The 18,237-nt window shown below is 43.0% G+C and carries 15 protein-coding genes; 7 read left to right on the forward strand and 8 right to left on the reverse strand.

Annotated elements, in window-relative coordinates; genetic code table 11:
• The first annotated feature begins 139 nt into the window (after window positions 1–139).
• Window positions 140–1,534 (forward strand): AarF/ABC1/UbiB kinase family protein, encoded by a 1,395-nt coding sequence (locus IOD06_RS00690; protein WP_194618550.1) that lies wholly within the window; start codon window positions 140–142, stop codon window positions 1,532–1,534.
• Window positions 1,535–1,607: 73 nt separating this feature from the next.
• Here IOD06_RS00690 and IOD06_RS00695 read toward each other — a convergent pair whose 3' ends face one another.
• Complete coding sequence (locus tag IOD06_RS00695) at window positions 1,608–2,285, reverse strand: DUF938 domain-containing protein (RefSeq protein ID WP_194618552.1); 678 nt, start codon at window positions 2,283–2,285, stop codon at window positions 1,608–1,610.
• 202 nt (window positions 2,286–2,487) lie between these two features.
• On the opposite strand from IOD06_RS00695, the gene IOD06_RS00700 reads away from it, so the two are divergent.
• Entirely contained in the window at window positions 2,488–2,679 is a 192-nt protein-coding gene (locus IOD06_RS00700; protein WP_194618554.1) for a DNA gyrase inhibitor YacG, read from the forward strand.
• Between the two features lie 40 nt (window positions 2,680–2,719).
• A complete protein-coding gene (locus IOD06_RS00705) occupies window positions 2,720–3,901 on the forward strand; it encodes an aspartate aminotransferase family protein (RefSeq protein WP_194618556.1) in 1,182 nt (393 codons plus the stop codon).
• Window positions 3,902–4,129: 228 nt separating this feature from the next.
• Here the strand turns inward: IOD06_RS00705 and IOD06_RS00710 are convergent, their stop codons facing one another.
• The 6 genes from IOD06_RS00710 to IOD06_RS00735 all read right to left on the reverse strand — a co-directional run bounded on the left by IOD06_RS00710 (window position 4,130) and on the right by IOD06_RS00735 (window position 13,198).
• Window positions 4,130–5,029, reverse strand: coding sequence for a LysR family transcriptional regulator (locus tag IOD06_RS00710; RefSeq protein ID WP_010198065.1), 900 nt, complete (start codon window positions 5,027–5,029; stop codon window positions 4,130–4,132).
• A gap of 236 nt (window positions 5,030–5,265) precedes the next feature.
• Window positions 5,266–7,194 (reverse strand): DNA polymerase III subunit gamma/tau, encoded by a 1,929-nt coding sequence (gene dnaX / locus IOD06_RS00715; RefSeq protein ID WP_194618558.1) that lies wholly within the window; start codon window positions 7,192–7,194, stop codon window positions 5,266–5,268.
• A gap of 84 nt (window positions 7,195–7,278) precedes the next feature.
• Window positions 7,279–8,544 (reverse strand): hypothetical protein, encoded by a 1,266-nt coding sequence (locus IOD06_RS00720; RefSeq protein ID WP_194618559.1) that lies wholly within the window; start codon window positions 8,542–8,544, stop codon window positions 7,279–7,281.
• 220 nt (window positions 8,545–8,764) lie between these two features.
• Window positions 8,765–10,297: a lysine--tRNA ligase gene (lysS, locus tag IOD06_RS00725; RefSeq protein WP_194618561.1), complete on the reverse strand. Its 1,533-nt coding sequence runs from the start codon at window positions 10,295–10,297 to the stop codon at window positions 8,765–8,767.
• A gap of 398 nt (window positions 10,298–10,695) precedes the next feature.
• Entirely contained in the window at window positions 10,696–11,787 is a 1,092-nt protein-coding gene (prfA, locus tag IOD06_RS00730; RefSeq protein WP_189581893.1) for a peptide chain release factor 1, read from the reverse strand.
• Window positions 11,788–12,052: 265 nt separating this feature from the next.
• Window positions 12,053–13,198 carry a beta-ketoacyl-ACP synthase III gene (locus IOD06_RS00735; RefSeq protein WP_189581890.1) on the reverse strand — a complete coding sequence of 382 codons (1,146 nt, stop codon included), beginning with the start codon at window positions 13,196–13,198 and terminating at the stop codon, window positions 12,053–12,055.
• A 295-nt stretch (window positions 13,199–13,493) separates the two neighbouring features.
• On the opposite strand from IOD06_RS00735, the gene pnuC reads away from it, so the two are divergent.
• From pnuC to creD, 4 genes are all read left to right on the forward strand, one after another.
• Window positions 13,494–14,207, forward strand: a complete 714-nt coding sequence (gene pnuC / locus IOD06_RS00740; RefSeq protein ID WP_194618563.1) for a nicotinamide riboside transporter PnuC — start codon at window positions 13,494–13,496, stop codon at window positions 14,205–14,207.
• The gene (locus IOD06_RS00745; protein ID WP_194618565.1) at window positions 14,158–14,742 is read left to right on the forward strand and encodes an AAA family ATPase; all 585 of its coding nucleotides are present in this window, start codon (window positions 14,158–14,160) and stop codon (window positions 14,740–14,742) included. Before pnuC ends, IOD06_RS00745 begins: the two co-directional genes overlap by 50 nt.
• 63 nt (window positions 14,743–14,805) lie before the next feature.
• Window positions 14,806–15,330, forward strand: coding sequence for a TIGR00645 family protein (locus IOD06_RS00750; protein ID WP_194618567.1), 525 nt, complete (start codon window positions 14,806–14,808; stop codon window positions 15,328–15,330).
• 129 nt (window positions 15,331–15,459) lie between these two features.
• On the forward strand, window positions 15,460–17,097 hold the full coding sequence (creD, locus tag IOD06_RS00755; RefSeq protein WP_194618569.1) for a cell envelope integrity protein CreD: 1,638 nt from the start codon (window positions 15,460–15,462) through the stop codon (window positions 17,095–17,097).
• Between the two features lie 115 nt (window positions 17,098–17,212).
• Here creD and IOD06_RS00760 read toward each other — a convergent pair whose 3' ends face one another.
• Window positions 17,213–17,896 carry a DUF421 domain-containing protein gene (locus tag IOD06_RS00760; protein WP_194618571.1) on the reverse strand — a complete coding sequence of 228 codons (684 nt, stop codon included), beginning with the start codon at window positions 17,894–17,896 and terminating at the stop codon, window positions 17,213–17,215.
• Between the last annotated feature and the right edge of the window lie 341 nt (window positions 17,897–18,237).

Below are 18,237 nucleotides of genomic sequence, written 5' to 3' on the forward strand. Positions count from 1 at the left end.
GTAGTCAACTAAGGCTTATAAACCGCCTTCTCTTTATATGATACAATTTTGTACCCGTTTGTACCTGCGCGTCGCATCTCTCTTGTATTGTAGGTTTTGAACCCGCAAATCAATACCAACTGGATGAATGATTATATTTATGGCAAATGATACGTCTAAACCTTCTAATAATAAGCAGTCAATTGACAACTTAAAAACCTCAGGGTTTGAGCGTCGTATGTCGATTGCCAAAACCTCTCTAAATATTGGTCGTCGTTGGGCAGGCAATAGCGTGTCTGGTATGTTTTTGAATAAAGAAGCGCGCACGGCACGTAACCAAGCTTTTATGGAAGCGCAGGCAAATTATGTGGCAGAAGAACTGGGCAAACTGAAAGGCTCAGTAGTAAAAATCGGTCAAATGCTGGCCATTTATGGTGAGCATGTATTGCCGCCTGAAATAACACGTGCCTTACAAACGCTTAATGATGATACAGCTACCCTGTCATGGCCAACCATCGAGCATACCTTGCGTCAACTACTGGGTGACAAACTCAGTGAGCTTGATGTGGATACTATCCCGATTGGTACAGCTTCTCTTGCCCAAGTCCATCGAGCCACGGTGTTAGCGACTGGTGAGCAAGTGGTGTTGAAAATTCAATATCCAGGGGTCGCAGACGCCATCAACTCTGATCTTGCCTTATTTAAGCGTTTGCTAAAAGTCAGCAACATTGTCCCGCAAACGCGCTCGCTCGATGCATGGTTTGAAGAGATACGCGACCTACTCCATCACGAAGTTGATTATGAGGCAGAGGCTGCAACCACTGAGCGGTTTTATGAGCGCTTAATAGATGATCCACGTTATGCTGTGCCCAAAATAAATCGCACTTATTCGAGCAAACGTCTGTTATGTATGTCTTATGAGCCTGGCATTAGTGTTGTTTCTGAAGCGCTACAGCTTTTGCCCCACGAGCGCCGCAATGCCATTGGTCAAGCAGCCATAGAAATTATGATGCAAGAAATTTTTGTTTGGGGCGAGATGCAAACAGACCCAAACTTTGGTAACTACCTCGTCCGTGTCAGCAATAATGAAAACGATATTGATAAATTAGTATTATTAGATTTTGGGGCTATTCGCCAGTTTGATAATACTCTATTGACGATTGCTCATGGGTTACTAAAAGCTGGTTATCGTCATGACCATCAGGCGATGATCCAAGCCATGACTGGCTATGACTTTTTTGACACGATGAGTGACAAAGTCCGTTCCGATATTGCCTCGTTATTTTTATTGGCAACTGAGCCATTTAGTGATCCCGCGATGAATAGCGACATTCCTACTGAGTGTTTAGATGAACAAAATCGCTATATCTGGGCAAACAGCAAGCTGCATTCACGCCTCTCATCTGCTGCGACACGGGCGATGCAGTCTTTTGAATTTAATCTGCCGCCAAAAGAATTTATGTTTATTAGTCGTAAGTTTATTGGTGCCTATACTCTTTTAACAGTTTTAGACGCCTATACGGACTCTAACAAATTAGTGAAGCCTTATTTATAGTATAAAAACATGCGATTTTTTGGACTGCCCTTCAGTGGCAGTCTTTTTTATGTAATCATTTTATTTGCTTAGGCTATTTTTTGTCTTTCAAATTACTAGCATGCCAATCATCAAACCTCGTTTTGTAGCCCTCTGGCTTACGCATCGTCAGCTCCCAACATGTCTCTCCGCGTGCTAGGTACTTTACCTCAAAGTGCGTACGCTCACTGTCTATTGGCACGTGGTGGCGAATATTTGGCAAACACCATACCGCAGAGGCTTGTTGCGCTGCATTATCCATATACGCTTCTATATTAGTCGCTAGCACCACTTCTCCGCCTACTTTTAGACGCGATAATAAGAACTCAAAAAATGGCATATTCAACCATTGTTGATTAGGATTGTGCTGTTCAGGGTTGGGGTATAGTATAAAAATTTTGGCAATACTACGGGGTGCGATCGCATGTACGATCCACGCGATGGCATCAGCATGAATAGCATTTAAGTTATCTACATTTTGCTGTGTGGCAAGTTTAGCAAAGGCTTCAAACTTATTACGAGTACGTTCAATGGCTATCAGCTGCTTGCCAGGATTCTGTGTAGCAAAACTGAGCGCGTGCTTACCCTTCCCTGCACCAATCTCTAGCAGTAAAGGGACATTATCTTCAATTTCGTTGATTATTGTTGGAACAATAAAGTCACGCGGTGCTGACAGTTTATGTGGTTGAAAAGCGCGGGTTTTCTGATGGGAAAGCGTTGGTTGTTGCATCATGATAAGATATAGCCCTGTGAACGATAACCTTTAGCAAGGTATCAATATGATTGTTAAACTATTGGCTTTGCTTAGATTGATTTGGTTTGACATAGATAGACGGGTATTTGCCTTTTGTCATTCTTTAGCCCCATGCTATTATACCGATTCTCGTTCACTGATTATACTTTTCCTAATAACCATGAGGATGGCCTCACTTATTATGACTGACTCTACTTCAAACACCTCCCCCAAGACCTATCCTTGTCCACGCTGCGGTACCCTGACGGCATGGCAAGACAATAAATATAAACCATTCTGTAGCAGTCGCTGCAAAATTATCGACTTAGGTGCTTGGGCAAACGAAGACTACACGTTGCCTGCGGAAACCACACCTTTCTCTGACGAGCTATAAACTACACTTTTATTCAATTATTATACCAAGGATGTTTTACATGTCTGCTACTTACCTGATGCCCACTTATAATCGTCAACCAATCAGCTTTACACGCGGTTCAGGCAGTTGGCTCTATACCAAAGAGGATACGCCATACTTAGATGCCTTAACTGGTATCGCGGTGTGCGGCTTAGGACATTGCCATCCACAAGTGACTGATGCTATTCAGCAGCAAGCAGGTACATTAGTTCATACGAGTAACCTATTCGGTATCGATTGGCAAGAGCGCGCTGGCGAAGTGCTATGTACAGCAGCTCAGATGGACAGCGTGTTTTTCGCTAATAGTGGCGCTGAAGCAAACGAAGCGGCGTTAAAAATGGCGCGTTTATATGCATACAAGCAAGGTTTTAAACGTCCAAAGGTCATTGTAATGGAGCAATCGTTCCATGGCCGTACCTTACTGTCGTTATCAGCAACCGCCAACCCAAAAGCACGTGAAGGTTTTTATACCTTGGACGATGACTTTATCCGTGTACCCTTTGGCGATATTGCAGCGGTTAAGCAAGCCGCGCAAGCTCATGATGACATTTGCGCCATCTTTGTAGAGCCTATCCAAGGCGAGGGTGGACTCAATACTGCCCCCAATGGCTTTACTTATTTAGAAGAGCTGCAAGCAGAATGTGATGCTCATAATTGGCTATTTATGTTGGATGAAGTGCAAACCGGTAATGGTCGCACCGGTAAATATTTTGCTTATCAACATAGCAACGCTCGTCCTGATGTTTTAACGACAGCCAAAGGTCTAGGTAACGGTTTTCCAGTCGGCGCTTGTATGGTACGCGGTCGCGCTAACGGCTTGTTCGGTGCTGGTAGCCATGGCTCTACTTATGGTGGCACACCATTGGCCAGCCGCGTGGTCCATAGCGTCTACGAGGTATTAGCGAACAGTAATATCATGGAAAACGCAGTGACTGAAGGCTTATTCATCAGAGAAAGTATAGTCGATACATTGGGACAATATGGCGTTAGCAGTCGCGGCGCTGGTATGATGATTGGTATCGCGCTACCTGAAGAGTTGGATTGTAGCAAGCTGGTGGATCGTGCCCGTGACGAGCAAAATCTGATTATCAATGTAACTGGTGGCCATGTGGTACGCTTACTGCCACCGCTTAACATCAGCCGTGACGAAAGCACACAAGTGGCTGATCGTTTGATTGATTTATTAAAGCCGTCGTTTTAGCCCAAAGGTTTAGAGAAACAAACCCTATTTACAGTTAAAAAGAAGCCTATAGATAATCGCTATCTATAGGCTTCTTTTGCTTACTACTGATCAAGTTTTATGGGTATAGTCATTCCACTATAAAAGTATTACTGCGTTAACCTCGCTTGAAGTATTTAATATACGTCTACACTCGGTTGCCTTGTACTACTTTTAAATTGAATCGACTATATATAAATAGATTAAAAGTTAATTCGCATGGAAATACTTTTTCAGCACTTCTAGACAACGCGTGATTTTAGCCGGCTGCTGATCCCGATTTAAAGTAACCGCATATAGCACAAAGCTCGGCAGCTGATAACCGGTCAATACTTCGACCAATTCACCACTTTCTAGCTCTTTTCTAATGTCCATTTCCATCATTCTAACCAAACCGTGGCCTTCTTTTGCCAAAGTTGTGGCCATAAACACATTATTGGTATAAATGCGTGAATTCAGTTTTATGCGCGATTTTTTGCCAGTTTCGGTCTGAATCATATCAATCTGATTGGCATCTTTCATGATTTCAATACAAATCAGCTGATGTTCGGCCAAATCTTTAGGGGTTTTAAGTTTTACATGTTGGCGTAGATACTGTGGTGAGGCGACAAGCATCTGGCGCACATCTGTTAAAGGATGACTACTCAAACTAGAATCATTGATCGTTGGGCTCATACGAATCGCGATATCAATACGCTCATCAATCATATCGATATAATGATTGTCTGCTAAATAAGTAACACTCAGGTCATCATGTGCCGCCATCCAAGTAGATAAGGCCGGTAAAATATGATTGACTCCAAGCTCAGGTGTTGTAGCTACGCGCAAGCTACCGGCGAGCTCATCACGCAACTGATTGACTTTAATTCTACCTTGCTCAGCCGCACTGACCACGTCTTTTGCCGCTTCGTAAAAACTCTCACCTGCTTCCGTTAAACTGAGCTTACGAGTAGAGCGATGCAATAGTACGACACCCAAGTCGTTTTCTAACGAGCGAATTTGCTGACTGACTGCACTGGTGGTAATACCAAGCTCACGAGCTGAGCCACTAAACGAGCCATGTCCAACCACACTGGCGAACACAGCCATACCGCGTAAATTATCCAACATATTCTCACCTAAGCTGCGTTTTAATTTTTAGTATAACTTAACCATTATAAAGGATTTTAGTTTACCTTACAGCGATTAAATATACTGCTGTTGTTTGAATTAAGTTTATTTCATAAGTAATAAAAGCAAAAATATCAAGGCGATAGTATAACATCGACTTGATATTTTTTATGATATATTATATCCATTAACTACACAGACTATTAAATAATATTAATAATCGTTTTTCTGACTGTTTAATATAACTGAACTTTGCCCATTTTTCCTTCGCCGCGCTCGGTCAGATATTTCATCACCGGTGTATTCATCAATTTTGATTCTGCTACCGTCTTTGCTTGCACCAAACGCTTTTGTTGACGACGCTCAGGTGTTTTGTCATCTGCTTGCATGACACTACCATCAATTTGCAGACCAATATCTGCCTGTATGAACTGCTGTTGCAGTTTTTCTGCCAGTTGCTGAAAGGTCACCTGCAAGTGCTTACTGTCAACGCTGGTAACAAAGGTCGATTTGCCATTACATAGACCCGTCATCATACCTTGACGAGCAAGTGCCAACTCATCTTGTGCCAAAATCTCGGCTTCACGAGCAGTTTGTAGCCAATAATCCCATTTCTCTGGTGTCCACTCGCCTATCAATTCTTGCGGTGCGCAGCGCAACAACGTGCGTGGATCATCAGATTCAGACATTAATTGAGAATCATTTGCGTCAGGCTCAACAACGGGTTCAGGCTCAACAACGGGTTCAGGCTCAACAACGGGTTCAGGCTCAACAACGGGTTCAGGCTCAACAACGGGTTCAGGCTCAACAACGGGTTCAGGCTCAACAACGGGTTCAGGCTCAACAACGGGTTCAGGCTCATGAGCTGGATTAATACTTAACGCATTCTCATCAAAACTAGCGTTTGGCTGCTCAATACTGGCTTGCTCTTGATAGTCGATATCATAAGGCTGTAACGGCGGTATCGAAGCTGAATGGGTAATGGCTGCCTGCGTAGAAGTCGTATTTTCTATAGCTGGTACTTCAGATGACACAGAGCCATCATAAATAGGGCTTAGTACTTCATCGACTGGCAACGGGCGAAAGGCTAGCAAACGTAAAATGCACATCTCCAGCGCTTGCATCGGGGTACTGGCAAGCTTAACACCTTCACGCGCTTGCACGACAATTTCATAATACAGTTGCAGGACGTCTGGGCTCATATGCTGCGCAAGCGTATTAATGTCTTGGGCTTGCGCCTCATTCACATTGAGAGCCACTTCAGGAAGCAGCTGGGTCAACGCCAATTGATGTAGTAGCTCAGTCAGCCCATCAAACATACTCGTCGCATCAACCATTTGCGCGCGCATTTGCTCAATATGTGCAGCAACAGCAGACTTATCGTGATTATAGATATCGGTAATTAAACTGACCAAATCAGCCGCATCAATAAGACCAAGCATGGCATTGACAGTGACATCATCCAGCGCACCTTGACCAAAAGCAATGGCTTGATCGGTCAAGGATAAAGCATCACGTACCGAGCCTTTTGCCGCACTGGCCAATTGCCAAAGTGCTGGCTGAGTATAACCTACCTGCTCTTGGGTAAGGACATTTGCCAGATGCTCACTCAGCAAGGTTTGCGGCAACGGACGCAGCACAAACTGCAAACAGCGCGAGATAATAGTAATCGGCAATTTTTGTGGATCGGTCGTCGCTAGCAAAAACTTTACATGCTCAGGCGGTTCTTCCAACGTTTTCAGCAATGCATTAAAACTGTGCGTAGACAGCATATGCACTTCATCAATTAGATAGACCTTGTAACGTCCTTGGCTTGGCGCATAAGGCACGTTATCTAACAGCTCGCGAGTGTCTTCCACTTTGGTACGAGAGGCCGCATCAATTTCAATCAGATCAATAAAACGACCTTGATCGATGGCGACGCAGTTATCACACACACCACAAGGCGTACTAGTCACCCCAGTATCACAATTCAAACATTTAGATAAAATACGCGCAATCGTCGTCTTGCCCACACCGCGCGTACCTGTAAAGAGGTAAGCATGATGTAGACGATTATAATCGATGGCATTAATCAGTGCTTGCGAGACGTGCGTTTGCCCAATCAATTCATGAAAGTTCTTGGGACGGTATTTGCGAGCTAAAACTTGATATTGCTGCGTCATAGTAACTGCCAATATAGTAACTGCCAATGTGAAAAGTACAAATGTAGGTGAAGCATCAGATCAGCGATCTACAATATAATGAGTCTATGACTGCGATCTTAGCTCAGCCAATTGCTCGTATAAGCGCTGAGTGTTTGCGTCGATAGCCGAGCCATTTTGATGAAACACGTCAACATGCACCTCAGTATTGACGCTGTCTTCACAAGGTCTAACCTCTACGCCAATTAAGAACAAATGGTCCATCACCGGCTGCTGCATCTGTGAATTAAGCTCAAACAATAAATCCTGATGCGAGGCGCGAACCTTGTCTGCACTTAATGTGCTATTTTCATCTTGTGCATAAAACACCATCAAATAATGGCGACCAAATACATGATAAGAATGCTCATGACAAACATAACCATTCCAGTTTGAATCTTTATCAATCGTTCTATGCGCCAATATTTTTTCTATTAAACACGCATAGGTATACATTGACTCATCGACCAACACATCGACCTGCTCTTTTGGCAGTGGTGTTCCCGCCTCATAATACTGCTGAATCAAGCTATTAAATAGCTTGTACCACATGCGAGTATTCTTTTGAATATCGAGCATCAGCGCATTGGCAAAAGTTACTTGGTCGGGTTCTACTGCTGTGAGTAAGCGCGGTTCCACTTGGTCTATTAACTGATGAGCGACCAACTGCTCTTGCACCTCAATGGCTCTTTGGTGAAAACTGGGCGACTGTAAAAATTGGGCGAGCAACATTGATTCGTCTTGAAACGTCTCAAAGCCAGCAAGCTTGCGGCGATGAAAGTCCAAATAAGCACTGAGATCACTCGGGGTCACCAATTGATTGAGAATGTCGACAAAGTTTTGATGACTAAATACTTGTAAGACACTCTCCTCATCGTCCAAGTCCAGCACACAGTCTTCGGCAAAGAACTGACTGCCATACTCGTAATTGACTGTATGGGGTTGTGACTCTGGGTTATCTTTTTCATGCTTAATAGCAAGTGACGTCAGACCAATAAAATAAATCGCCTTGTCCGATGCCGACGCGTTTACGTCAGCCAATGCCTTATCATTTTTTAGATAAAGCTGCGCATGACGTTTGATTAATTGATTAACCACTTCTTTTCGCCACTCACGAACCTGCGTACTGTCAACCTCTTGCTGATTGGCCTGCATCACCACATCATTGACGATAAGGTAAACCGTCGCACCAGAAAACTCAAAAACAAAGTCATAACCCTGCAATAGATGCTGGGAATGGTTACTGTCTTCTTCTGATACATCGTACAAAGATAAGAAGCTTTGCTGAATCATCTGCTGCCAAACTGAGAGCGGTAGGTGCTGAGTGTCCATAATATCCCTATAAATGAGTGCTCATAAACCACTGAGCGTCTGTCATCAACGTTGCAAAACTCGCTCTATACTCAGTTCAGTAACAGCGTCATAGTCGGTTAAATATAATTTAGACACAAGGAAGGCGAGTGAAAATACTACAAGTAGTAAACTAAGCGAGCCTGACACCGTACCTAATTTATATAGGATTGACTATATTTCATAATAAGTAGACGCTAGTCTAGTTGTCAAGCTTGCGACGCATGTGTGGGAACAAAATCACATCACGAATGCTCGCTGAATCAGTGAGTAGCATGACTAAGCGATCAATACCTATACCCTCACCTGCTGTCGGTGGCAAACCATAAGACAATGCTTCGATATATTCTTCGTCAAAATGCATGGCTTCATCATCGCCCGCGTCTTTTTCAGCGACTTGACCACGAAAGCGTTCCGCCTGATCTGCTGGGTCATTTAGCTCACTAAAGCCATTGGCCAATTCACGACCACCAACGAACAATTCAAAGCGATCGGTAATCTCAGGATTGTCGTCACTACGGCGCGCGAGTGGTGAGGTTTCTGCAGGATATTCAGTGATAAAGGTTGGCTGGCGTAATTGATGCTCAGCGGTTTCTTCAAAGATAATCGTTTGCAGTTTACCCACACCAAAACCATCTTTTACTTGCTGCTTGAGCGTAGCAGATGCGTACTCTGCTAGATACTCACGGTCATTGATATGCGCCATGTCGAAGTTTTCGGCATATTTGGCAATCGCATCAGACATCGATAAACGCTCAAAAGGCGCTTTTAGGCTGATGGCTTCTTCTTGATAAGTAATCTCAGTCGTATCCAAGATATCCATCGCCAACTCATTAAATAAACGCTCGGTCAAATCCATCAAGTCATGATAATCCGCATACGCTTGATAAAACTCAATCATCGTAAATTCAGGATTGTGACGGGTTGAGACGCCTTCGTTACGGAAGCTACGGTTAATCTCGAATACTTTTTCAAAACCGCCAACCACCAAACGCTTCAAATAAAGCTCAGGCGCGATACGTAAATAAAGCGGCATGTCTAAAGCGTTATGATGCGTCACAAATGGACGTGCCACTGCACCACCTGGAATCGGGTGCATCATTGGCGTTTCAACTTCCATGAAGCGCTCATTCAACATGAATTTACGAATACCGCTGACGACCTGACTGCGAATCATAAAGGTATCACGAGTTGTCTCATTGGTCATCAAATCAAGATGACGATTGCGATAGCGGGCTTCCACATCTGCCAAACCATGGAATTTATTTGGCATTGGACGTAATGATTTGGTTAGCAGACTGATCTCTTCGATATGCACGTATAGATCGCCTTTACCTGAGCGACCGATATAGCCTGAGACCCCAACGATGTCACCCAAATCTAGCGACTTAATGCTTGCACGCGTCTCATCATCGAGCTCTTTACGCGCGACATATAGCTGAATACGGCCGCTCATATCTTGGATGACAATAAACGAGCCACGGTTGAGCATGACTCGACCTGCTACGTTGACCTGTGTTTTTTCGCCATTCGCCGCTTTTTCTTCAATTTCTTGCTTTGAGACGCCGTCAAAGGCTGCTTGCAAATCTTGTGCATAATCGGTGCGTTTGAACGTATTTGGATAAGGCTGCTTGCCTGAAGCAGTGATATCGTCTAGCTTGGCTTGTAGCTGAGCAATTAGCTCGTTAGCGTCTTCTGGGGCTTGCTCTTGATTCTGATTGTTGTGCTTTGACATAACACTCTCAATATTATTAGATAATTAAATGGATAAACGAAAACAGAAAAATTAAATCAATGCTTAGGGTCTGTTGAACATTCAAATATTAGGACTGCTGATCGCTAAAATCGCATCAAACTAGGCGTAAACCGACGATAATGTCGAGACCTTAGCTAGGTTTATAACAACGTTTGGGGTGATTTTAGCATCAGCCCTTCGGGGCGGGACTATTTTTTGCCAATACATGGCGAAATTGTCTAACCTAGAATGCTAGGCGTCAAAAATTTCACTGCGTATTGTCTAAAAAATAGCCACCGCCAATGCCACATTTGAATGTTCAACAGATCCTATTATTATAAAAAAATGACATCATGATGAAAAACCATAAAACTGCCAATGTGTTGTAGGATTGGCTGCTAGTCGCCACCGCCGATACTCGCCATCAAATCAGCCTGATGCTCACGTAGTAATGAGTCAAGAATCTCATCCAAGTCGCCTTCCATAATAGAATCAAGCTTGTATAAGGTCAGGTTGATACGATGATCTGTCATACGCCCTTGCGGGAAATTATAGGTGCGAATACGCTCACTGCGATCGCCACTACCGATTAAGTCGCGGCGCATCGAATCAGCAACATCGACTTGTGCTTGTACCTTAACCTGCTGAATACGTGAAATGAGCATTTTCATCGCTTGTGCACGGTTTTTGTGTTGGCTACGCTCTTGTTGACACTCTGCGACTGTGCCCGTTGGAATGTGCGTCAAACGTACAGCTGAGTCGGTGGTGTTAACGTGCTGACCACCAGCCCCGCTTGAACGGAACGTATCAAAACGGATATCAGCTGGGTTGAGCTCGACGGTATCATCAATCTCAACTTCAGGCATGACTGCAACGGTACAAGCTGAGGTGTGCACACGGCCTTGGCTTTCGGTTTCAGGAACACGCTGGACACGGTGCACGCCAGACTCAAACTTTAGGCGACCATAGACGCTGTTGCCTGATACGCGAGTGATGATTTCTTTATACCCGCCATGCTCACCTTCGCTTGCAGACAGCACGTCCAATGTCCAGCCTTGGCTCTGTGCGTATTTTTGGTACATGCGGAACAAGTCACCAGAGAAAATCGCTGCCTCATCGCCGCCAGTCCCTGCACGAATCTCCAAAAATGCTGGCACTTTATCGTTAGGATCTTTTGGTAGCATCATAAGATTAAGCGCTTCTTCCATCTTTACGATGGTATCACGAGCATTATCAATCTCGTCTTGCATCATCTCTTTCATGTCAGGATCTGTCGCATCAGCCAGCATAGCTTCTGCATCGGCCTGATCCGTTTCTGCACCCACGTAGTTTTGCCATAAAGTAGTGATATCCATCAAGTCGCTGTGCTCGACAGACAATTCACGGAATTTATTATTATCACTAATGACACTAGGATCTGATAACAAGGCGGTGACCTCTTCATAACGGTCTACCATCTGGTCTAAACGCAGGCGTAAGGATTCTTTCATAAAAGGACTTTTAATTGGATGATAAGAGTAAGAGCGTGATTATAGCAAATTTTTCACCGTAAATTAAAACCTCTGAGTAATCTTGCTGCTATTCTAAGTAATTTTGCCGTTCTATTGGCAGACATTCCTATCGCTGCTGAAATACTCCCCTGTTTTCTCATCAGTTAGTGGTTATAAAATGCGATACTAAAAACGTAGACATAAAAAAAATAGCCAAGAAAGATCTTGGCTATTTTTATCGTTAAAAAAGATCTAGAATGAAACGCTACACTTTACGAACCAATACTGAGCCAATCGAATAACCTGCGCCGAATGAACAAATCACGCCCAAATCACCTGATGCTAACTCATCTTTATAGCGATGGAACACAATCATCGGGCTGGCTGAGCTGGTATTGGCAAATTCAGCGATGACACTTGGGACAATCGCTTTATCTGCTTCTTTACCGATGACTGTACGTAGAATTAAATCTAACATATTGGCATTGGCTTGGTGTAACCACATCATTTTCACATCACTGGCTTGTAATTCGTTCTCAGTCAAATGCTCTGTGATGATCTCTGACACTTTTGGACAGACTTCACGGAATACTTTACGACCGTTTTGTAAAAACAGTTTATCAGTGACTGGTTCTTTGATATCTGGATACATCTCAGTCTGTGCCGCTAAAAACTCTGAGCGATCCATAAAGCCGTATTCGTTTTTGATGTTGGTCGAAAACTGAGTAAATAGCTTAGAGTTAAGAATCTCATAACCTTTTGGCGTATCGAGATCTTCAACGATAGACGCTGTCGCTACGTCACCAAAGATGAAGTGGCTATCACGGTTACGCCAGTTAAGATGCGCCGAGGTAATCTCTACGTTGACCACAGCGATGCGCTTGGCCAAACCAGATACGATAGAACCATGTGCTTGTGATAGACCAAAAGTCGCGGCACTACAAGCGACGTTCATATCATAAGCAAAGCCGCCAATCATACCGATTTCATTTTGAATCTCGATGGCAACCGCAGGATAAGTGCGCTGGAAGTTTGAGCAAGCAAGGATAATACCATCCAAGTCATTGGCCTCAAGTCCAGCATCAGCCAAAGCATCTCTAAGCGCTGCGGCACCCATTTCTGCCATGATAGACAGCTCTTCGCCTAGATTGCGATAAGGAATCACGGGAGCCATGATTTCAGGATCTAAAATGCCGTCTTTTTCCATCACATAACGTGATTTGATACCCGATACTTTTTCGATAAAAGCGGCTGAAGAAGGCTCAAGTGCGGTCACAGTCTCTGCTGCTATCTCATCAGCATGCTGTGCATTATAATTTTCAACATACTGGTTAAATGACTCTACTAACTCTTCGTTGCTGATGCTATAAGGTGGGATATATAGGCCCGTGCCCGTGATACAAGTCGTCATGATAAGCTTCCTTGTCTACTACTGTGGTGCTTGGAATAAGCATAAAAGTGGAAAATAATAGCCATTCAATTTCAGTGAATAACTGTAAACTTAAAATCAGTGCCTTTATTATGCCTGAATATTATAATTTTTCTAATACTTTGTTACAAATAATCTGTTTCTCACCATAAATAAGCAAAGACTCAGTTCATTTTACGGTAGCTACGTTATAATTGGCGCTGTTTTACTCTGTACTATTCATCGAACTATATTATTTAGCAAGAATATCAATACACGCTTATATTTAGGAAAGCTAATGGCAGAACTTCTCAATTGGTTATTTGGTCAATACGCTGACTACTCTACGATATTCATTGTCCTTGAACTGATTGCCGTCGTCTTTGGCGTGGCAAGTGTATTACTTGCCAGCAAAACCAATATTTTGGTCTTTCCTATTGGCTTGGTCAGCACTGCTATATTTGTCTATTTACTGTGGAAGTGGCAGCTGTTTGGCGATATGTTTATAAATGCTTACTATACCGTGATGAGCCTATATGGCTGGATTAATTGGTCAAAGAATAAGAAGACTCAATCTGTCGAGCATAAGCAGTCAAACGACGCTAATAATGTCCGTATCGAGCACCTGCATGCAGGCGACATACCTATACTCTCTACTTTGGCAGCGGGAACGATCGGATTTGTAGCACTGATTTATTATTTCCGACCAGTGATTAATAACGGTTTTAGCTTCGATGGTGCAGTACTTGGACTGCATTTATTTACGTGGGTCGACTACACTGATATGCTCACTACCGCTTTATTTTTAATGGCAATGTGGCTCATGGCACGGCGCAAGATTGAGCATTGGATACTGTGGATCATTGCCGATGCAATATCAGTACCGCTATACTTTTATAAAGGTTTTACGTTTACCGCGCTACAATATGTAGTCTTCACTCTCATCGCAATCTGGGCATATTATGAATGGCAACGACGCTATCGCATTCAATCTCACGCAGCATACGCCTAAATCTGTCATAAATGTCGCTGTTTTAGGCGCAGAAAGTACGGGCAAGACGACTTTATGTCGGGATTTGGCAGGACATTTTGATAGCCCTTGGGTATCAGAATATATGCGCACCTACTTACAAGCAAAATGGGATGACGAGCAGCTGACTTGCACGTGGGATGATCTGCTACCTATCGCACAAGGTCAGATTGCATTAGAAAATAAATTGGCTAAACAAGTCGCTCAGACGTCCGATGCTAGCCATTATTTGTTTTGTGACACCAGTCTGTTTGAGCTAATGGTTTATTCTCACTGGTATTATGGCGACTGTCCTATCGCCCTTGAGCAAGCGGCATTGGCACATCATTATGATTTGATATTATTGACTGACGTTGATACACCATGGGTCGCTGATGACTTGCGAGACAGTCCACATCAACGTGACGAGATAAGCGCCTATTTCGCCAGCCAACTAAATAAACACCAAAGACCATTCCAGCGCATTGGTGGCGATAGAAAGGAGCGAGTACAACAAATGCTCGAATGGCTTTCTTAAATTTATCCTATACCACGTTATAAGTAAATGACCTACAACCTTTAAGAATATCAAGAGATGTCTATGCTAAAAAACATTGAACGCTACCTAGAAAAAACCATATTCAATAGCCGCTGGATACTAGCGCCTTTTTATCTAGGGCTCGTGCTAGGTATTATTTTATTATTTATAAAATTCATTCAAAAAACAGTCATGATGTTTAATACTGTATTTAGCGCTTCTGTGTCAGACGTCATTGTCAATATATTAGTGTTAGTCGACCTCTCCTTAGTAGCCAGTTTGTTATTAATCATCATATTCAGTGGCTATGAAATATTTGTCTCAAAAATTGACACTGGTGATCACGTTGATCGACCTAACTGGATGGGCAAAGTAGATTTTTCTGGGCTCAAATTAAAAGTCATTGGCGCTATCGTCGCTATTTCTGCCATTGATCTTTTAAAATCCTTTATGGATATTCCTAATGAATTGAGTGAGGGTGAAGCAGACAAACTCATGTGGAAAGTCATTATTCACATGACATTCGTTCTATCCGGCCTGCTATTTGCGATTATGGACAAAGTGGTTGGCGACACCAAAAAGCACTGATTTTTATTATTCCACACACTCTCCATTGTTCTTACATATTTTTTCTTTATCACTCCTTTATGATTTTCTTTGAACCTATTGACTGTTATATGGACAGTTTTGGAATAAAGAATCATATGAGGAGCTTTCATGCAAAAAACACTATTTACCAAACTATCTATCATCGCTGGGCTATGCATTATTTTCGCCATCGGTCTCAATATGATTGGCTCGGTGATTTACGAGCGACAAAATTATGCTGCGTCGGTGATCAAAGAAATCGCCCAGCAGCATATCAATCCTCAGGAAGTCATTACACCATTTATTGCCATTCCAACTACTGTCACGCCTGAATGTCAGATTACAGCGCCTGGCACAACCAGTAAATGTGAATCGTCCTACTCAAAAATTGAAACCATTTTCGCAAATCAAACCCAAGCAACACAAGATCTTGAGGTAAGCACTGATACCTATAAGCGCGGCATCTATCATGCGACCAGTTATGATGGGACATTGAAATTTGACCAACGTTACACTTTTGATAAAGCCATCAGCCGCTTACATGAAGCGACGAGCACGGCTAGTGGAGAGCAAGGCTCCGTCAATACACCTACCAGTAAAAATAAAACGAAACCCAAAGAAACCATCATTCACTGGAATGAAGCAAAATTGATTATTCCAGTGTCAGATCTGCGCGGCGTCGCGACTCTACCAACGGTGACCATTGAGCAAAAACCGATAAAAGCTACTTACCCGCAGACACCCTTACTGAAAAATCTGACCTATGTAGAAGTCGCTATTCCGCAAAACATATTGCAGCGTGCCACGAAAAACATGGCTAGCCAGCAGAATAAAAGCAGTCTCATTGCCACAAGCATCAACAGCGAGGCATTAGCCAGTACAGATATCAGCAGTCAGTCGTCCGATATTAAAGGCAATCAAGCGACTGACATCATGATTGACTTGCCATTAGCGGGTATCAGCAATTTAAATACGGTTCCGACTGGACAAAACTTTACCTTAACGATGCGCAGTAATTGGCATGCGCCCAATTTCATTGGCAAGGCGCTCCCTAACGCCAAGAAATTCACTGCTAACGGTTTTGAAGCCAGTTGGCAAAATCAATATCTAACGATCGCCAACAATCAAGATTTGTCGCAGTGTCTTAGCACCGCTAACAACCGATGTGTCGTCATCAGTAAAGCCACTCTCGATACCAGTAGCCAGTCAATGACTCCTGATGATGCGATTACAGCAATGGAAGGTATTGTCACAGAAGAAGGCACTACCGTGACTGACAGCTACCAAAATGTGCGCCTGAACAGCTTTGGTGTGAGTTTTGCTGAGCCCAATGACGTATATTTACAAACCGAACGAGCGATGAAATACGCCTTATTATTAATCTTGGTCTCATTCGGCACTTTTTTCTTATTTGAAGTGATTAAATCCAGCCGCATCCACCCTATTCAGTACCTGCTGGTCGGTTGTGCGCTGTTTGTTTTTTATGTTTTATTATTACCACTTGCTGAGCAAATCGTCTTTTGGAAGGCTTATGCCATTGCTGCCAGCGCCTGTGTTGGACTTATTGGTTGGTATACTTATTATGTACTGGGCGGCATCAAACGAGCCGCGATTTTTACTGCCACACTGGCAGGATTGTATGCCTCATTTTTCGGCATCTTAACCACTGAAGATATGAATTTATTGCTTGGTGCTGTCTTCTGTTTTGTACTACTCGCTTGCGTGATGGTCATGACCCGTAAAATTGACTGGTATAAAATTGCCTAACTCAGTTAGCACGTGCAAAAAACGTTCAGTCTAGGACGGTCTTACGTTGGTATCACTTGCTAAACCTACCAACATAAGACTGCTCAATCTACTCATAGATAATTCAATATAGTTGTTATCTAATAATCTTGCTATTTAAGGCTTTTGCCCAGTCTCTACAGTCGTTTTCACAGCGTTCGCAGCACTGATTAGGGTCAGATATGTGATTGACGTAGCCGCAATGCATACATGCATAATACGTTCCTGACTCTATCTCCTCGACAGGTTGATACTGCTTAGGAAAAAGTGGCATACCATAGCCAGTTTTCTCAGGTTCATATAACAAGATACTAAAATTACCATCTGTTTCTAGCAAGCCAGTACGCACTTGACCCAGATGCTCAACCCCTTGTTGGCGCATTTCAGCAAAAAACTCATCATGGGACATTTTGCCCTTTTTAATTTTATCGAGTACCAGCATGCCGTCTTCTACAATGTAGAGCGACTTCCCTTCTAGCAGATCTTCGAAAGGCTGATATTTCATCATGATCCATGTGAATAATCGATAAAGCAGAATTACCGTACTCATAATCAGTACAGCCTGAATAATCGGAAGATCCTCAGTAAACATGGGATCACCTGCAATGGAACCAAGTGATAAAATAATGGTCAGCTCAAAAATAGACAGTTGGCGCACGCCACGCTTGCCAGTAAAGCGTAAAAACAAAATGATCAAAACGAACATCACGATGACGCGTACCACAATTTCAGCAGCAAATGCCCACGTGGTGTCATAAATAAAAATACTTGCCCAATCCATATCTTTCTTTCCTTGTCATTTTCAAATCGAGCCTATTTATAAGGTATGTATCATTTTAATCTATAAGTTAGGTTTTTTGGTATTGCACTATACTACTTCCATTCCAATATAAGGCTCAACAGTAAATTTTGGCTATAGTCGATCCAAGATATTTTGGATACAAGGAAGGCGAGTAAAAGTGCCATAGATGATAAACTGAGCGCGCCTGACACCATATAAATGTTCAACAGACTCTAGGGCGTGTCCTCATTTCAAAAATGGTGATAAAAATGAGATAAATTGCAGTCAAACGAGGAAAATAGCGCAGATAATATCGGGATATTAACCAGCTATTTAACGAT

It is taken from the genome of Psychrobacter sp. N25K4-3-2, assembly GCF_015351755.1.
GTDB classification, from domain to species: domain Bacteria; phylum Pseudomonadota; class Gammaproteobacteria; order Pseudomonadales; family Moraxellaceae; genus Psychrobacter; species Psychrobacter glaciei.